Genomic DNA, 19,425 nt, shown 5'->3' on the forward strand with positions numbered 1-19,425 from the left:
AATCCGATTCTGTACTCACACACATTACTGATATTCCACCCGCAAAATAGCCAGGGCGTTATAACGACCCGCAGCAGGTAGCCGCCCTGTGGTACTGACGGGGAGAGACAGAAAAGTCACGTCTGCCGTCTGAGCTGACGCAGCCCGGTTTTCAACTAACTTAAATGGCACGCCAACATGCGCAGCCAGCTCATTCAAGTCTACGGACTCCTGTTGGCTATCCATAATCATAATGCCAACGTCTGGGTTATCCTCCGCCTGAATAATGCTTTGCCGACCATTAACATCTCTCGTTGATGAAATATTGCCATCAAAAACCAGCGTCATTACGGCATCAATATCTTTATTTGTACAGTTTATCGGAATAGTGGTTGCAACCGGGGAAACGCCCGTTGGCTTCACTCCAGCACCAGCCCGACTTAGCTCACTGGCCCAGACATCCGGCATATTAACGGTAAAACTGGTGCCCTCATTAATTGTGCAACCTTGTGGAACCTCAATATTTAAGTTACCAATATAAGCATTAAATACAGGAACTGGTCCGTGCTCCGTTGGGAACTGGCTGACATACAAAGAAACCAGCAGCACGTTATTTATTGAGATGTCGGATATTATTTTTTTATCAAGTCTGATTTTTATATAGCCTTCTGTTCCGGATGACCAACTCGATGGTTTACTTCTGTCTGCTGGATAATTGGTGCTATAGTTTTCAAAAGGAACTGTCTTATCTGTCATTGTTTCATTTCTCTTATAGAGTTTTATATGTGTTGAAACCGATATCTCATGAGTCAAGGGGATAAATATATCGCTTCCCTGATGATCACCAGACGCACCTGATGGATCTATGCCAGATGTGGCTGTAAAATAAACCTCGTAATCATCCAGGGAATTGCAATACGCTTTATAAGTCCCTATTTTCCAGTTCTGCACTGGTAATATTTTCCCGGGAGAATTATTATTAACATCTGAGACAGTAACAGTACCAAAATTATAAGAAAATGTCGCAGGAGTAGTATTATTACCAGGCTTTCCAGGATAACAAAAAGCGCGATCCCGTCCCATATCTTCTGCATACACGATGTTATAGCAACTACTGATTAAAAGAAAAAACAATATACAAATTACTTTTATATTTCCCCAGGAATAAGTTAACATTCTGCTTCTCCAGTTATCCATGTATCGCTACTGCACCCATAACATTATTTTGCAAAACATTTAATTTCACGTTACATACAGGTAAGGCATTATTATAAAGATCCAACGTTTGCCAGTTAACCTCACAATATCCTTGCCGCAAACACCAATTCTGTTGACGATGGCTAAATGGTGCGACCATGCCACCATTTATGCTTTTACCATCAATAGATAAATTATAGAGTGTCACATACCAGGGGGTAGGGTTAAAAATGGTGACAGTTTCATTGTTTCGCGACCAACGTAACTGTTTATAAGCGTCAAGTGGATTACCTGATAATGTCTCCGGGCGATAAAATATTTTCATCCTATTGCGTACGGCTACCTGGAGTTGATTTTCGTTCTTAATCTTTAATCTGTGAGTTTGGTTCCTGAGCAGGTAACGCTGCAATATTCAGTATAAATAAACTCTCACGATCTGCAGGTAACTGGCCACCCACGTGATTAATTCTTATTTTGGTATGTTTATCTTGTTTAAGTACTAATAATGGTGGCGTCGCAATAAATATCTTATCTGGAAGTAAAGGCTGGGATTCCACTGTCCCTTTTAACTGACGTCCATCATCAGGTGTCACGGAAATTTTAACCAACATATCTTTACTGGCAGTATTTTTAAGCTCGACCGATATTGATGACTGCTTTTCTGGGTAAACAAAACGGGTACTGCCAACGACAACCCCTGCTTGCGCATTTGTGCAACATATTAAAAAGAATATCAGCACATTAATCATAAGTGACGATAAAGGAAACTGATGCATTCGCATCTCCTGGTTGTACATCATTTTTTATGGCTTTATAAGCCGCAAAGAAATGCAATGTGTTATCTACCAATGGCGTAAGAGCATAACTGGTGCTTATTATACCATTACTAATACTTTGTCTGTTGTTATCAAAAATAGCCAGCGCTAACCCCTCAACAGATCCCTCATCCAGTTTATACAGGGTGGTATCTTCACTTACTGATGTTCCATCAAATTTGATATTGGCATTACTGACATCACTGCCACAGCGGGTTAATTTTATAGAGAAGTCAATTTTTTCAGTGACATCTCCTGAATTTCTAACCCTATAACTGGGCACATCTGGCATGTTGACCGTGAAATTTTTAGACTCATCGGCAACAATGCAAGTCTTTGCCGTTATTATTCCTTCTATACGTACAACACCTGTATGCGTTGTATCATCAGCAATGGATGATATTGATATCACAGAGAATAACAAAGCAATTAAATTACAATAGCGCGTCATATTATCCTCACTGATAGTCTATATCAAAGTACAACAGTGCATTTGCCTGCCCCGCATGTACGTTTTGCTGAGTTGACTTATAGCGGAGTTTAAAGTCTAAACTGGCATCGCCATTATTATCTAAAACTAATTCTTTGAAACCTGACTCATCATTAATTGCAATAACTTTATCATCGTTATCTAAAATTTCGACGCCCACTCCAGTTGCACTATCTGCACTGGAGGTAAGGCGTAATAAGGTGGTATTGATGGTGTCTGTATCCCCGCTAAACCGCACATTAGCACTGACTCCTGAACTATAAATAGTACTGGTTGCCGTTGGACATCCTTCCAGATTTATCGTAAATGTATGACTGCCAGAAACATCTCCCACATTTAAAAAATCATTGGCGTCATAAGTTCCCATGCTTACTGGCTGGTCTTTACTTCCAGTTGTAATATCACATGTTTTTGCTAATAACTGACCTGTAAATGTGACCACGACGGTATCGTTAGCAAGTGCATTACATGAAACCACCACCATGAATAATGAAGTAAAAATTAATAAAATAAATTTCTGTAATATATTCATTAGCGGCACTCCAGATTTGCATAGCTAATAGCATTATCTATCTCGCTTTTCGGTAATTGATAGCTTGCCTGACATTGCTGATAAGAACCGTCTCCCCACTGTATATTTATTATGCCTTGTAAAGGCAAACCGGAGAGATAAACCTGACCACTGTCGCCAACTATTCCTGTAATCTGAGTCGTCCCCTCAGTGGGTACACTGGCTGTCGCACCAAATGGAACAGGTTTATTACGATAGCGAACATTAAATAAACCACGAATACCGACATGGGCATTAAACTCAGCGCGAACTAAAGCGCCTTTACTGGGTATCACTTCCATGCTGGTAGCATCTAATTCTGTATGCATACTCATAGACATAGGGTCTAAAGAGATATTATTACGCCGGTATTCCGTGGCATAAGGTACGACAGCATAGCCACGCCAGTCTGTCTTCACTCCCGTTCCACGTTCCACATTTACATTGTTTGCCCCAGGTGCTTTTATCAGTATATTTGTTTCACCTAACGGCTGGCTTAGCGTGAGACCATTTTCATGAACAACCAGGGCACCACTTAAACCATAGTTAAATTGCTGGTTACCATTATTATCGTAGCTGTATCCTGAATTTAGTGAACCATAAGCACCACGGTAGTTTAAACCTACCGATCCATTCCCACCATTATTCTGATTGGCGAAATTTTGTTGAATGTTATAGTTAAGATTATGTTGCTCCAGCAGTGAGCCTGATACTCCAGCATACTGATTCACATGGCCGCTATTATCCTGACTGTAACCATAAGTCGCAGTCATAGAATTTGATGCATTACGCCCATCAACGGCTGGTGATAGCCAATTGCTGATCGGCAATGAGACATTGACGGATAAGATTCTGTCAGCATCAGAACCCGGTGATTTGCTATAATTATAAGCAACATTTAAATAAACCCCATGCACGCTCGTATTATAGCCGACCTGATATAAGGTATCTTTATTATTCGTATTCCAGTAACTTTGCTGACTTGCCGCCAAATACATAGAACCATATTTACCTAATGGTTGCGATATATTTGCCTGAAACTTTCCTCTTTTGTTATAACGCAAATTGTAAAAATCATTCCAGTTATAAACATAGTCTTTTTCATTAAGAGTATCTGGATCGATAACTGTCCCCGACATTTGTTTATATGTGGTATCACTCAACGAATAAAATCCTTCCGTCGAGTAACGATAACCAATAATCTGAAAAGCCGTACCTGTTTGCACTAATGATTTTGAGTATAGAAAACGGTACGATTTCCCTTGATGTTTACTGCCATCGGCAAGCGTGCTATTGGCTTGCGTCAAATCGAATGACGTCGCTCCAAACATACCAAGGTTGAACCCCAGCCCGAGAGCTATTGCCCGATAATTATCAGAATATTGTATTCCTCCATATGCAGTAATATCCCAGGGTAATCCCCAAATCAAATCGCCCTGAAAGATATATGGATTATTTTGATTGTAGCTATTAGTACGATATTTACCTGCCGTCGCGGAATATTTTATATGGCCTTCGCGTTGAAGGATGGGAACAGCGGCGTAAGGAATGGTATAGATAGTTTCGGAATTATCAGACTCTTTGATCGTAACTTCCAAATCCCCTGCGGAAGACGTAGGGTTCAGATCGTTGATTTCAAAAGGTCCGGGAGGAATATAAGTCTGATAAATAACATAGCCATTTTGTTTAATCGTTACCTGAGCATTGCTTTTAGCAATGCCGCGCACAGTAGGGGCAAAACCACTTTGGCTATCGGGCAGCATGTTTTCGTCGGACTCAAGTTTAGCACCACGAATACTCACGCTGTCGAAAACATCTGATGAAGACCAGGTATCACCCAGTGTTAATTCACTTTTGAAAGGAATAATTACCCGTTGTAATGTACTACTCACATGTGCAATTTTCCCCGGTGAATTACCTGAACGACTCCATGTAGAGTAATCACGAAAACGCCACGCCCCTAAATTTAAACCTGAACGCAGATTTAAATAATAGCTATCAGACACGTAGTCGCCACGATCACTATTGCCAGAAAAATCATAATTAATAAGAACTGCCGGGATACCATTATCCCATTCTTCAGGTGGAATATAACCACGTGCCTCATGCTTTAATATTGCCTGCGGGAAAGTCAGTTTGAGTCGTTGCGCATCAAGTTCAGGTGTATATTGAACTTCTGCAAACCATATACGCAAATCGAGACAATGATTCCCCTCATCTTGCGCCTGCTCCGGCAATGCACTTTTGTTGATTCCTAAAATGACTAATTCATCGAGCGAAAAACAGGGAATCAACTGATTCTGCTCATCAGCTTTGAAAGTGACCTTACGTGATGTCAAAGGCGAATCATTGACCCATATTTCAACCTCATAACTACCAGGTAGATAAGTCATCCCTTTCTCAAAACGAGATAAATCAGCAACAGCTTCAGTATCACCCGACAGAAAGGCAGGGTTAAAGCGCATACCCGCCACTGAATACGCAGGCAAAAGTGTCAGTAGAAGCGGTATACACTGCCCCATCTGCTTGTTCCTTGCCATCCAGTGTTCGAGTTTTTTGAGCTTTAGGTTCATGTCCCTGACCTGAGTTGCTTTAACGTTTTAATCTTCCAGGTTTATTGCATCGTTCCCTTTTGCCTGGCCGTTGTGGCACCATAATCATTGATAGTTTGATAAGTAATTTCGCCCGCTAACGTCACCGGAGAAGATACTGTGATGTCGCTTTTTGGGGGAACAAACGTATTGGGTAATTTTGCCCCTTGCACCCTGATTCCTGTCACCGTCAGGTAATAGGGAGAAGGGTTAATGATTTTCAGTTGTTTACCTTCGTATTTAAATCGCAGCATATCCCGTGCTTTACCAGCCTGAACGGGTAAGTTAGTCGGACGGTAAAATAATTTAATCCTGTTTTGTAACGCCAGTTGTAATGTGTTTTTCTGGGTATTCTTCTCATCCGTCGGCGGAATCGCTTTCACGTTCATCCAGAATAGTGTTTCACGGTCAGTCGGTAACTGTGTTTTACCAATAAACATTATCCGCAGTGATGCTTCTTTTCGGGTTGGCAACATAAATAATGGAGGCGTAACCACAAAGTTTGGACTTTTCTTACCGCTTTGATTGTCATCCACCCATGACTGAATTAAATAGCTGGTATTGGACCCACCATTCTGCACACTTAACGTAATTTGCTGACTGTCAGATGGATAAACCAGACGCGTAGAACCAAGACCGAAACCACCCGCTGCAATAGCGTTGATAGATATGGCGGACAGTAAAAATAGAGCACCGACCCTTATGGCATATTGACTCTTCAGCGAAGGTTTGATGTTTCTATTTGCAAAACATTTATTTTTTGAAATCCATCTCATACTGCATCCTTGTAGATGAAAATTAACTGCAATTATTAACTCGTGTATATTTATTATAAATAAACACGTAGTATTAATTTCAGGCTACAAATAACTGTAACCTGAAATTATATTGTTGTAATTATTCGTACAGCACGACGAAACTTGCCGTAGATTTCACCAGACCTGGTGCAACGGTACTACCGTTCTGAGCATATCCCGCGGTAAATGCAGCGATAAAATCATGGGCTGTTGCATCGCCAGGAATCACGTAAGCCGCCGAAGAACTACTCCCCTGAGGAGATTGTGTATTCAGTTTAACCAGGCCATCAGTTGTCGTGTTTTTAGAATAAATACGAATCCCTACTCCAGTTGCTCCCGCTTCGCCAGTACCATCAGCATCAGCAGCCCCTTCCACTTCATTGGCAAGCGTCTGGTTGGCACCGTCCGCTGCACCAGTAAAACGGAATTCAATATTTTGACTGGTCGTATTGCTACAATCGGTTAGTTTAATGTTGAAGTTAGTCTGGTTACTGGCACCCGTTGCTTCAGTATCGATGCCCGTGAAAGCGTTAGAAGGTACGACTGGCAGTACCACTTCAATCTGTTTCGATTCTGTTGCAATCTTACACGTTGCTTTAACCACGCGACCAGTAAAACGAATGTTTCCGCCCATCGCATCGGTGTTGTCATCCATATCGGTAAGTTTCGGATAATCAACGGTGCTCCAGTCTGTATCGGCACCACCAAATTGTGATGCATCGCCTGGCGCAGCAGTTACCGCAGTTGACATCAGCATACCTGATGCGAGTAAAGCTACGGATAAATTAGATAGATTGAATTTCATTTATACCTTTCCTTTTGTTAAAGAATCCAAGCAATATTGGCGATTATTATTACATTCAGCTTTAACAAGTCACATTATTAAAATGAGCAAAGCTGGCGTTGGTGAATCCCAGGGGGATTTTATTAAGGGATAGATTGACTTAAAAATATTATATGTGCTGTTTAGCAATGTAACTAAAAAATCCCATACTCGCAATGAGTGACTTTATATAAACATACAGTAGATTGAAAATAAAGGGTTTTATTTTAAACAGAATAGCTGAGGAGTGGTGAAATATATAAATATAACGAATGATTTATTGGTTATTTATTTATGGTGTTTATTATATAATGCGTACTCAGATGAAATTTTTTATTAATAATTTATTATTAATAGATGCTGTGTGTAAATCGTCATGACATATTATTTATCTGATATAAAAATGCCGTATGTCCATTAACGATAGTTTTAAATGGAACACACGGCAGTTATCACTTTGCGAAATTACAATCTCACTGGATCAATATGCCAGATAAGATCGGCGTACTCTTTGATGGTTCGATCAGAAGAGAAGTAGCCCATATTGGCGATGTTCAGCATCGCTTTGGCTGTCCACTCTTCCGGACGCTCGTAAAGTTCGTCAACCTTATCCTGGCAATCGACATAGCTGCGATAATCCGCCAGTACCTGGTAGTGATCGCCAAAGTTGATCAGCGAATCAACCAGATCGCGGTAGCGGCCCGGATCTTCCGGACTGAACACGCCGCTGCCGATTTGCGTCAGCACCTGATGCAGTTCTTCATCTTTCTCGTAGTATTCACGCGGTTTGTAGCCCTGACGACGCAGTTCTTCCACTTCTTCCGCTGTGTTACCAAAGATAAAGATATTGTCCGCACCGACATGATCCAGCATCTCAACATTCGCGCCGTCCAGCGTACCGATAGTCAGCGCACCGTTAAGTGCAAACTTCATGTTGCTGGTGCCAGAAGCTTCTGTCCCTGCCAGTGAGATCTGTTCGGAAAGATCGGCCGCCGGGATGATCAACTGCGCCAGGCTGACGCTGTAGTTCGGGATAAACACCACTTTCAACTTGTCGCCAATCTGCGGATCGTTGTTGATCACCGTCGCTACATCGTTGATCAAATGGATAATGTGCTTCGCCATGTAATAGGCCGATGCTGCCTTACCGGCAAAAATATTCACACGCGGAACCCATTTCGCATCAGGATCGGCCTTGATACGGTTATAGCGGGTGATAACGTGTAACACATTCATCAATTGACGTTTGTATTCGTGAATACGTTTGATTTGCACATCAAACAGCGCTTTCGGATTCACCACCACATTCAGTTGTTGTGCGATGTACTCCGCCAGACGCTTTTTGTTATCCAGCTTCGCCTGATGAACAGCATGATTGACCATCGGGAAATCACAGTGCTGTTGTAGCTCGTTTAATTGGCTCAGGTCGGTACGCCAGTTACGCCCCAGGTGTTCGTCCAGTACGGCTGAAAGCGACGGGTTCGCCACCGCCAGCCAGCGACGCGGCGTCACACCGTTGGTGACGTTGGTGAAACGTCCTGGGAAGATTTTCGCAAAGTCGGCAAACAGCGATTGCACCATCAGATTAGAGTGCAACTCCGACACACCGTTAACTTTGTGACTGACCACAACAGCCAGCCAGGCCATCCGCACACGACGCCCATTAGATTCATCAATGATCGACGCCCGTCCCAACAAGTCGGTATCGTTCGGATACTGCTCCTGCAAGGTTTTCAGGAAATAGTCGTTGATCTCAAAGATAATCTGCAAATGACGCGGCAGAATTTTACCCAGCATATCGACCGGCCAGGTTTCCAGCGCCTCGCTCATCAGCGTGTGGTTGGTGTATGAGAAGACCTCACAGCACACTTCAAAAGCGTCGTCCCAGCTAAATTTGTGCTCATCAATCAGCAGGCGCATCAGCTCAGGAATCGACAGCACCGGATGGGTGTCGTTGAGATGAATCGCGATTTTATCCGCCAGATTATCGTAGGTTTTATGCAACTGATAATGGCGACTTAAAATGTCCTGAATGGTTGAGGAGACCAGGAAATACTCCTGACGCAAACGCAGTTCACGCCCGGAATAGGTGGAATCATCCGGGTAAAGCACGCGGGAAACGTTCTCGGAGTGGTTTTTGTCCTCCACCGCCGCGAAGTAATCGCCCTGATTAAATTTACCGAGATTAATTTCGCTACTGGCTTGTGCGCTCCACAGACGCAAGGTGTTTGTCGCGTCAGTATCATAACCTGGGATGATTTGGTCGTAAGCCACGGCCAAAATTTCTTCGGTTTCAATCCAGCGCGTTTTCTTGCCTTCTTGCTGAATACGACCGCCAAAACGCACTTTGTAGCGCGTATTGTGGCGTTTAAATTCCCACGGATTGCCGTACTCCAGCCAGTAGTCCGGAGACTCTTTCTGACTGCCGTTAACGATGTTCTGTTTGAACATACCGTAGTCATAACGGATTCCGTAACCGCGTCCCGGCAACCCTAAAGTCGCCAGTGAATCCAGGAAGCAGGCCGCCAGACGCCCCAGGCCGCCGTTACCGAGGCCCGGGTCATTTTCCTCATCAATCAACTCTTCGAGATTTAATCCCATCGACTCCAGCGCACCCTGGACATCGTCATAAATACCTAACGACAGCATGGCATTGGAGAGAGTTCGGCCAATCAAAAACTCCATCGACAGGTAGTAAACCTGTCGAGTTTCTTGCGATAGCTGGGCACGATTCGAGCGTAACCAGCGCTCCACGAGACGATCGCGCACAGCAAATAACGTTGCGTTCAGCCATTCATGTTTATTGGCTACGACCGGATCCTTTCCAATCGTAAACATCAGCTTATAAGCGATAGAGTGCTTAAGAGCTTCTACGCTAAGCGTGGGCGATGAATATGTAAACGGAGCATTCATATAGGCGTTTCCTGAAAACTATTTCAAGCGATAGTAAAGCTCACGGTACGACTTCGCCGCGACCTGCCAGCTAAAATCCATTGCCATAGCCTGACGTTGCACAAACCGCCACAGCGAAGGGCGGGACCACAGAACAAAAGCGCGCCGAATAGCCCGTAACAACGACCAGGCATTACTATCTTCAAAGACAAACCCACTGGCGACGCCATCTGCAAGGTTCTCAAGAGAACAGTCAGAAACCGTATCAGCAAGCCCACCGGTACGCCGCACTAACGGCAGCGTGCCGTACTTCAATCCATAAAGTTGCGTTAAGCCGCACGGTTCAAAACGACTGGGCACCAGAATGACGTCCGCGCCGCCCATAATGCGATGCGAAAATGCTTCGTGATAACCAATCTGTACACCAACCTGCCCGGGATGTTCCGCCGCTGCGGCAAGAAAACCTTCCTGCAACACCGGATCGCCCGCGCCGAGTAACGCCAGTTGTCCACCCTGTTCCAGAAGGCCCGGTAAGGCCTCCAGCACCAGGTCAAGACCTTTCTGGCTGGTCAGACGGCTCACCACTGCAAAAAGCGGCACTTTATCGTCAACCTTAAGCCCCATTGCGATTTGCAACTGGCGCTTATTCTCCGCTTTATCCTCCAATGAATCGCGGGTGTAACGCGAGGCTAAAAGTAAGTCCGTCTCTGGACTCCATATTTTCTCGTCCACGCCGTTCAGTATGCCGGAAAGCCGCCCTTCACGATGACGTTGCTGGAGCAGACCTTCCATACCGTAGGCAAACTGAGGTTCAGTAATCTCACGAGCGTAGGTCGGACTAACCGCGGTAATGTGGTCAGCGTAATACAATCCGGCTTTCAGGAAAGAGATTTGCCCGTTGAACTCCAGTCCGTGAACATTAAAGAATGACCATGGCAATTGGATGTCATTCATGTGATGTGCATAAAACATGCCTTGATAGGCCAGATTGTGCACAGTAAACACCGACTTCGCCGGACGCCCACTTGCCGCCAGATACGCAGGCGCAAGGCCTGCATGCCAGTCGTGCGCATGCACCACATCGGGACGCCAGAATGGGTCAAGCCCACTTGCCATCTCTGCCCCAACCCACCCCAGCAGTGCAAAACGCAATACGTTGTCGGTGTAGGCAAATAAGTTGGTATCGTGATACGGGCTTCCGGGACGATCGTAGAGATGTGGCGCATCAATCAGGTAAATGCCAACCCCGTTGTAATGCCCGAACAGCAGCGTGAAATGCCCGGCAAAGGTATCACGACGAGATACCACCTTTGCATCGGTCACGCCGCGGCGAATATCGGGAAATGCAGGCAACAGTACGCGAGCGTCAACGCCGTCTGCGATTTGTGCTGCGGGTAATGCCCCAATAACATCAGCCAGACCGCCGGTTTTAAGCAGCGGGAACATCTCTGAACATACATGTAAAACCTGCATTATCGCTCCTGTTTATACCCTAACTTCCGTAGCATTTCGCGCGTAACCAGCACGATGCCTTCTTCTGAACGATAGAAACGACGTGCATCCTCTTCTGCATCCTCACCAATCACCATGCCTTCCGGAATAACACAAGCGCGGTCAATGACACAGCGACGCAGACGGCACGAGCGACCTACCCATACTTCTGGTAGCAATACGGCGGAATCAATGTTGCAGAATGAATTCACGCGAACGCGTGAGAACAGAACGGACTGCACCACCACCGAACCAGAGATCACACAACCGCCAGAAACCAGGGAGTTAAGGGTCATCCCGTGGCTACCGGAGCGATCCTGAACGAATTTCGCTGGCGGCAATGATTCATTGTAGGTACGAATCGGCCAGTTGCGATCGTACATATCCAGTTCCGGCACGACAGAGGCCAGATCGAGGTTCGCTTTCCAATAAGCTTCCAGCGTCCCCACATCGCGCCAGTACGGCTCGGCGTCCGGGTCGGACTGTACACAAGAGAGCGGGAATGGATGCGCATAGGCGAGGCCTTCTTCGGTAATTTTTGGAATCAAATCTTTACCAAAGTCGTGGCTGGAGTTTTCATCGCGATCGTCTTCTTCCAGCAGTTCATACAGGTAGTCTGCGTCAAAGACGTAGATCCCCATACTCGCCAAAGATTTGCTCGGATCGTTTGGCATTGACGGCGGGTTAGCCGGTTTCTCAACAAATTCGATAATTTTATCGTTTTCATCGACTGCCATAACACCAAATGCAGAGGCTTCTTCAATTGGGACTGGCATACAAGCAACGGTACAACGCGCACCTTTTTCGACGTGGTCGATAAGCATTCGCGAATAGTCCTGCTTGTAGATATGGTCACCCGCCAGGATTACTACATACTCCGCTTTATAACGGCGAATAATGTCGAGGTTTTGGGTAACTGCATCTGCCGTACCGCGATACCAGTTTTCCCCTTTCATTCTCTGCTGCGCTGGCAGCAGATCGACAAACTCGTTCATTTCTTCATTGAAGAACGACCAGCCGCGCTGAATGTGCTGCACCAGGGTGTGAGACTGGTACTGGGTGATCACGCCCATACGGCGGATACCGGAGTTGATGCAGTTGGACAGAGCAAAGTCGATAATGCGGAACTTGCCGCCGAAGTGTACGGCAGGCTTTGCTCTCTTATTGGTTAAATCCTTCAGGCGAGTACCGCGTCCCCCCGCCAGAATCAAGGCAACAGACTTCAATGGCAGCTGGCGTGCCAACATTAAGTGATCGTTCTTCTCTAAACTAATCATGACTAACTCCTTTTTTATCATCTCTGGAACACACACAATCCGTGTGCAGGTCCCGGCCAGACAGCCGTAATCACTGGGTTATCCTCTCCAGCGAATGGGGGAATGGCATGCCACTCCCCTGCAGGTAAAACAATCTCTGTTACCTCAAGCGTGGCGTTTATTGCGATCAAGAAACGATCCGAAAGCAAAATTTGCAGTTGCTTCGGCCCGTTCTGCCACTCATCCGAGCTTAAAGATTGAGCATATCGATTTAGCCAACGGACATTGCCGTCGCCTTCTTCCCACCAGCGATCCTCTACCAAAGCAGGAATGCGCTTGCGCAGATGGATTAACGCGGCGGTAAACGCGATTAAACCACTGCTTGCTTGCGACCAGTCCAACCACGTTAGTTGGTTATCCTGACAGTAAGCATTGTTATTGCCATGCTGGCTGTGACCATGTTCGTCACCGGCCAGTAACATCGGCGTACCCTGGGAGAGCAACAACGTTGTTAACAGGGCGTGAATGCTGTCGCGCCGCCGTTCAACCAGATCAAGAGTACCGCCTAATCCTTCTTTACCATGATTGTTACTGTAATTGTTGTTGGTTCCGTCGCGATTTTCTTCTCCATTTGCTTCATTGTGTTTATGGTTGAAACAAACGCAGTCGCGAAGCGTAAAACCGTCATGTGCTGTGACCAGATTAATCGCAGCACTCGGCAGACGGCCATTACGTTTAAAAACATCACTGGATGCGGCAAAGCGTCCGGCAAACTCTCCCAGAGGTAAATCATAATGCAGCCAGAAACGGCGGGCGGCATCGCGGAAATGATCGTTCCACTCGGCAAACAGCGGAGGGAAATTCCCCACCTGATAGCCGCCGGGTGCGATATCCCACGGTTCAGCAATCAGCTTCACTTGAGAAAGCACCGGGCAATTCTGGATAGCGATAAACAGCGGCGCATCCTGACGAAACTCCGGCGTTCGCCCCATGACTGTTGCGAGATCGAAACGGAAGCCATCAACGTGACAGGTTTCCACCCAATAGCGTAGACAGGCGCTGGCGTATTCCACCACTGCCGGATGGCTCAAGTTGAGCGTGTTGCCACAGCCGGTCCAGTTGTGATAATCGCCGTCTTCTCTTATCCAATAATAGCTACGGTTATCGATCCCGCGCAGTGAGAATACCGGACCGTCGAGATCCAGTTCCGCACTGTGGTTGAGCACGATGTCGAGAATGACCTCAATGCCCGCTTTATGCAGGGCTTTGACTGCATCACGAAACTCATCCAGCGCCGTTTCTGGCGAGCAGGCATACGCCGGATGCAGCGCAAACAGCGCCACCGGGTTGTAACCCCAGTAGTTGCTTAGCCCCATGCGTTGCAAACGCGGCTCACTGGCAAATTGCGCCACCGGCAGCAGCTCCAGTGCGGTAATGCCCAACTGTTTTAAATAGTTGATCATCACCGGATGCCCCAGGGCTTTATAAGTGCCGCGGATCTCTACCGGGATCTCCGGGTGCAAGTAGGTTAATCCTTTGACATGGGCTTCATAAATGATAGTGCTGCCCCACGACGTGCACGGCGGGGCATCATCTTCCCAATCATAGTGGTCCACTACCACGACACATTTCGGCGCAATGGCAGCATTGTCGCGATAGTCAGGTTCACTATGGCCAGCGTGCAGCAGCGGGTTATCTTTAAATTCCCCGACAATCTGCCGCGCGCAAGGATCAATCAACAACTTCGCCGGGTTAAAGCGATGCCCCATGGCGGGTTGCCATGGGCCATGAACGCGATAACCATAACGCAAACCCGGGCGCGCATCCGGCAGATAACCGTGCCAGATATCGCCACTTCGTCCTGGCAAGTCATACCGATGTTCTACGTCCTGGGCGTCAAACACACACAGCTCTACCCGCTCGGCATGAGCGGAGAAGAGCGTAAAGTTGACGCCCTGGCCGTCGTAATGCGCGCCAAGGGGAGCGGGTTTGCCAATGGCAAGTTGTGTCATTCTCCCTCCCGAACCAGCCAGATAGTGGCCAGCGGCGGTAGTGTAAGGCTTAATGAATGCTGACGACCGTGGCTGGCAATCTCATCGCTGTGTACCGCGCCGCCATTGCCGGCATTACTACCGTGGTAGTGCATGGAATCAGTGTTGAGGATTTCACGCCATTTACCCGGCTGATTAATGCCAAAGCGATAGTCATAGCGCGGCACCGGCGTAAAGTTACTGGCAACGATAATTTCATTCCCCTCTTTATCGCGGCGAACAAAAATCAGCACCGAGCGTTCATGGTCATCCACCACCAGCCATTCAAAGCCATACGCGTCGAAATCCAGCTCATGCAGTGCTTTATGATGACGATAAGTGTGGTTCAGATCGCGTACCAGACGCTGGACACCGTGATGCCAGTTGTCACCGCCTTCCAGCAGATGCCAGTCGAGGCTGGCATCGTGGTTCCACTCTCGCCCTTGGGCAAATTCATTACCCATGAATAGCAGTTTTTTGCCCGGAAACGCCCACATCCAGGCATAGTAGGCGCGCAAATTGGCAAACTTCTGCCATGCATCACCCGGCATTCTGTCGAGAATCGATTTTTTGCCGTGCACCACTTCGTCGTGCGACAACGGCAGGACGAAGTTTTCAGTGTAGTTGTAGAGCATCCCGAAGGTGAGTTTATCGTGATGGTATTGACGATAAATCGGGTCGAGCTTCATGTAATCCAGGGTGTCGTGCATCCAGCCCAGGTTCCATTTGTACCAGAAGCCCAGGCCGCCAATATCCTGAGGACGAGAAACGTTCGGGAAGTCGGTAGACTCCTCCGCCATCGTTACCGCGCCAGGAACTTGCTCACCGATAATACGGTTGGTATTGCGCAGGAACTCAATCGCTTCCAGATTCTCGCGTCCACCAAACTCGTTGGGGATCCACTCACCCTCTTTACGGCTGTAATCACGATAAATCATCGACGCTACTGCATCGACACGCAGCGCATCAATACCAAAACGTTCAACCCAGTACAGCGCGTTACCGACGAGGAAATTGCTGACTTCACGACGTCCATAGTTGTAGATCAGGGTATTCCAGTCCTGGTGGTAGCCTTCACGCGGATCGCTGTGCTCATACAGGTTCGTACCGTCAAATTCGGCAAGCGCAAAGTCATCAGTCGGGAAGTGCCCCGGCACCCAGTCGAGAATAACGTTCAAACCGGCTGCGTGTGCGGCATCAATGAAATAACGGAAGTCATCACGAGTACCAAAACGACGAGTTGGCGCATACAGACCCGTCGGCTGATAGCCCCAACTGCCATCGAACGGATGTTCATTAATCGGCAACAGTTCGAGGTGGGTAAAGCCCATCCACTTGGCGTAAGGCACCAGTTGATCAGCCAGTTCGCGATAGCTTAGCCAGAAGTTGTTGTCGGCGTGACGACGCCAGGAGCCCAGGTGAACTTCATAGATAGAGATTGGCGCATCAAACTGATTCGCTTTTTTGCGCTCTTCAGTCTGTACGACTTTTTCAGGCAGTCCGCAAATAAGGGAAGCGGTTTCCGGGCGCATCTGCGCTTCGAAAGCATAGGGATCAGACTTCAGACGGAGATTACCGTTAGCATCAATCATCTCGTATTTATAGAGCTGACCGTTATGCGCGCCAGGGATAAACAGTTCCCAGATACCGCTTTCTTTACGCAGACGCATTGGGTGACGGCGGCCATCCCAGTAGTTGAATTGCCCAACGACCGAGACTCGTCGGGCATTTGGTGCCCAGACAGAAAAACGCGTGCCGGTAACGCCATCCATAGTATCAGCGTGCGCGCCTAAGGTTTCATATGGGCGCAGGTGAGTACCTTCAGATAACAGCCAGGCATCCATTTCCTGGATTAAAGGACCAAAACGGTAAGGATCATCAATCAGGTTCTGCTGACCATGCCAGACAACAGCCAACTGATAACGGAAAAAATTCTTACGCCGCGGTATGACGCCGCTAAAGAATCCACGAGAGTCGAGACACTCCAGTTTAGCGACTTTGCGTCCGGTTTTTGGTTCAATCACCCACACATCGGTGGCATCAGGTAAAAGGGCACGGACTTCCAGTCCCGCTGTAGTTTTATGCATTCCCAGTACGGAAAATGGGTCTGCAAAATGGCCTGCAATTAGCGCGTTTATCACGTCTCTATCGATACGAACGGACATGCTTGTCTTCCTGTTTTATTGTGTCACCCCATCCAACTGATTTTTGACATCTGGTTGTGACATTTTTTTGACCTGAACGACGCAGCACTCTGTGCATCCTCTCTGCGTCGTCCTCCCTTCAGGTAAGGCAGTGAATACCCAGGTATTCTGCCACCCTTAAAGAATAGCCAATGCTTTATCTAACTCCCGGTAAATCATGAAACATCTGCGCTTACTCCTGTATTACGCACTAAAAGGGGCGGCATCGCGCCCCAAATTTAATGAATAAAGATTACGCCAGTTGACGAAGCATCCGACGCAGCGGCTCCGCGGCCCCCCACAGCAACTGATCACCCACGGTAAAGGCTGACAGGAATTCTGGTCCCATATTCAGTTTACGCAGGCGGCCTACAGGCGTGGTCAGCGTGCCGGTAACGGCTGCTGGGGTTAGCTCACGCATCGTGATTTCACGATCGTTTGGTACTACTTTCGCCCACGGATTGTGCGCAGCCAGCAGTTCTTCCACGGTCGGAATGGATACATCCTTTTTCAATTTAATGGTGAATGCCTGGCTGTGGCAGCGTAGTGCCCCGACACGCACACATAAGCCATCTACCGGGATCACGGAAGATGTGTTGAGGATCTTGTTAGTTTCCGCCTGCCCTTTCCACTCTTCGCGGCTCTGACCATTATCGAGCTGTTTGTCGATCCACGGAATCAGGCTACCAGCCAGCGGCACGCCAAAGTTATCAACTGGCAGTTCGCCGCTGCGGGTTAGCGTCGTAACTTTGCGTTCGATCTCGAGAATAGCAGAGGAGGGGGTCGCAAGTTCATCCGCCACATGGCCATACAACTGACCCATCTGGGTTAATAACTCACGCATATGTCGCGCACCACCGCCGGAAGCCGCCTGGTAGGTCGCAACGGAAACCCAATCAACAAGATTATTAGCGAATAAACCGCCCAACGACATCAACATCAGGCTGACAGTACAGTTACCGCCAACAAAAGTCCTGATGCCTTTATTTAATCCGTCGGTAATGACGCCCTGATTAACAGGGTCAAGGATGATGATGGCGTCATCTTTCATGCGCAGAGACGATGCTGCGTCAATCCAGTAACCTTGCCATCCGCTTTCACGAAGCTTTGGATAGATTTCGTTGGTATAATCGCCGCCCTGACAGGTCACGATGATATCGAGAGCCTTCAGCGCTTCCAGATCAAAAGCATCCTGAAGTGTGCCGGAGGTGCCGCCAAAGGACGGCGCAGCCTGGCCAGACTGGGAAGTCGAAAAGAAGACAGGGCGAATGGCGTCGAAATCGCGCTCTTCAACCATGCGTTGCATGAGAACGGAGCCGACCATACCGCGCCAGCCGATAAAACCAACATTTTTCATAAGCGTTTTTTTCCTGCAAAGATGTGTGCTGTATAAATGTGCCTGTGTCCTCATGGCACATCTTTCACCATACAAAAAGCAGCCAAAGTCGCAAGTGAAATTAATCAATGATAGCGAAGCCATCAGTAATGCGACTTATCCTGCTTTAACAGCACGCAGAAAGTCCACCGCAATTATCAGGGAACTTGAGTTATGAATGAAATCATTTCTGCAGCAGTTTTATTGATCCTGATTATGGATCCGCTCGGAAACCTACCTATTTTTATGTCCGTACTAAAACATACTGAACCGAAAAGACGCCGGGCAATCATGGTGCGAGAATTGCTCATCGCGCTATTGCTGATGTTAGTGTTCCTGTTTGCGGGCGAGAAAATTCTGGCATTTCTTAACCTGCGGGCAGAAACCGTCTCTATTTCTGGCGGCATCATTCTTTTTCTGATTGCCATTAAGATGATTTTCCCCAGCGCCTCGGGTAACAGTAGTGGACTTCCGGCAGGTGAAGAGCCGTTTATCGTGCCGCTGGCAATTCCACTGGTGGCGGGGCCGACTATCCTCGCCACGCTGATGCTGCTGTCACACCAGTACCCGAATCAGATGGGTCATCTGGTGATTGCCCTGTTGCTGGCCTGGGGCGGCACATTTGTCATCCTGCTACAGTCATCGCTCTTTTTGCGCCTGCTGGGCGAGAAAGGGGTAAACGCACTGGAACGCCTGATGGGGTTGATTCTGGTAATGATGGCAACCCAGATGTTCCTCGACGGTATTCGGATGTGGATGAAGGGGTAATGTTCAAACAGGTGCTGCGCACAACCAGCATTTTTCGCCGCTGATTAACCACAGCATCTATAGCTTCCCATTGCCCTTCCCTGAAGGTAGCGGTGGCGTTACTTAACATCCGTTGTAACAGCAATTCAGCTCCGTGTTTCTCCATCATCTTCTCCTGCGTCCGTTAACGCAGTGATTAGAATGGATAA

Annotated in this window: 13 protein-coding genes and 1 pseudogene; 1 reads left to right on the top strand and 13 read right to left on the bottom strand. The window is 47.4% G+C overall.

Annotation, left to right across the window (positions count from 1 at the left end; all coding sequences use genetic code 11):
* Positions 1-24: 24 nt before the first annotated feature.
* From C0K55_RS11595 to asd, 13 genes and pseudogenes are all read right to left on the bottom strand, one after another.
* On the bottom strand, positions 25-1,155 hold the full coding sequence (locus C0K55_RS11595; protein ID WP_123058146.1) for a fimbrial protein: 1,131 nt from the start codon (positions 1,153-1,155) through the stop codon (positions 25-27).
* 13 nt (positions 1,156-1,168) lie between these two features.
* A pseudogene (locus C0K55_RS11600) lies at positions 1,169-1,952 on the bottom strand (fimbrial biogenesis chaperone).
* Positions 1,918-2,442 (bottom strand): fimbrial protein, encoded by a 525-nt coding sequence (locus tag C0K55_RS11605; RefSeq protein WP_000199134.1) that lies wholly within the window; start codon positions 2,440-2,442, stop codon positions 1,918-1,920. Before C0K55_RS11605 ends, C0K55_RS11600 begins: the two are co-directional and overlap by 35 nt.
* Positions 2,443-2,449: 7 nt before the next feature.
* Entirely contained in the window at positions 2,450-2,965 is a 516-nt protein-coding gene (locus C0K55_RS11610; RefSeq protein ID WP_072274845.1) for a fimbrial protein, read from the bottom strand.
* A 47-nt stretch (positions 2,966-3,012) separates the two neighbouring features.
* Positions 3,013-5,604, bottom strand: a complete 2,592-nt coding sequence (locus C0K55_RS11615) for a fimbrial biogenesis usher protein (protein WP_105224499.1) — start codon at positions 5,602-5,604, stop codon at positions 3,013-3,015.
* Between the two features lie 41 nt (positions 5,605-5,645).
* Positions 5,646-6,398, bottom strand: a complete 753-nt coding sequence (locus C0K55_RS11620) for a fimbria/pilus periplasmic chaperone (protein ID WP_105266389.1) — start codon at positions 6,396-6,398, stop codon at positions 5,646-5,648.
* A 121-nt stretch (positions 6,399-6,519) separates the two neighbouring features.
* On the bottom strand, positions 6,520-7,224 hold the full coding sequence (locus C0K55_RS11625; RefSeq protein WP_000671320.1) for a fimbrial protein: 705 nt from the start codon (positions 7,222-7,224) through the stop codon (positions 6,520-6,522).
* Positions 7,225-7,707: 483 nt separating this feature from the next.
* The gene (gene glgP / locus C0K55_RS11630; RefSeq protein WP_000993434.1) at positions 7,708-10,155 is read right to left on the bottom strand and encodes a glycogen phosphorylase; all 2,448 of its coding nucleotides are present in this window, start codon (positions 10,153-10,155) and stop codon (positions 7,708-7,710) included.
* A gap of 18 nt (positions 10,156-10,173) precedes the next feature.
* Entirely contained in the window at positions 10,174-11,607 is a 1,434-nt protein-coding gene (glgA, locus tag C0K55_RS11635; RefSeq protein WP_001197632.1) for a glycogen synthase GlgA, read from the bottom strand.
* Entirely contained in the window at positions 11,607-12,902 is a 1,296-nt protein-coding gene (gene glgC / locus C0K55_RS11640; RefSeq protein WP_000624233.1) for a glucose-1-phosphate adenylyltransferase, read from the bottom strand. Before glgC ends, glgA begins: the two co-directional genes overlap by 1 nt.
* A gap of 17 nt (positions 12,903-12,919) precedes the next feature.
* Positions 12,920-14,893, bottom strand: a complete 1,974-nt coding sequence (gene glgX, locus C0K55_RS11645; protein WP_000192558.1) for a glycogen debranching protein GlgX — start codon at positions 14,891-14,893, stop codon at positions 12,920-12,922.
* Positions 14,890-17,076, bottom strand: a complete 2,187-nt coding sequence (gene glgB, locus C0K55_RS11650) for a 1,4-alpha-glucan branching enzyme (protein WP_000116221.1) — start codon at positions 17,074-17,076, stop codon at positions 14,890-14,892. Before glgB ends, glgX begins: the two co-directional genes overlap by 4 nt.
* 271 nt (positions 17,077-17,347) lie before the next feature.
* Positions 17,348-18,451: an aspartate-semialdehyde dehydrogenase gene (gene asd / locus C0K55_RS11655; protein WP_001517255.1), complete on the bottom strand. Its 1,104-nt coding sequence runs from the start codon at positions 18,449-18,451 to the stop codon at positions 17,348-17,350.
* A 192-nt stretch (positions 18,452-18,643) separates the two neighbouring features.
* Between asd and yhgN the strand changes: the two genes are divergently transcribed.
* Positions 18,644-19,237, top strand: coding sequence for an NAAT family transporter YhgN (gene yhgN, locus C0K55_RS11660; protein WP_001002535.1), 594 nt, complete (start codon positions 18,644-18,646; stop codon positions 19,235-19,237).
* Positions 19,238-19,425 lie beyond the last annotated feature (188 nt).

Source organism: Escherichia sp. MOD1-EC6098 (assembly GCF_002965865.1).
In the GTDB taxonomy this organism is placed as follows: Bacteria; Pseudomonadota; Gammaproteobacteria; order Enterobacterales; family Enterobacteriaceae; genus Escherichia; species Escherichia marmotae.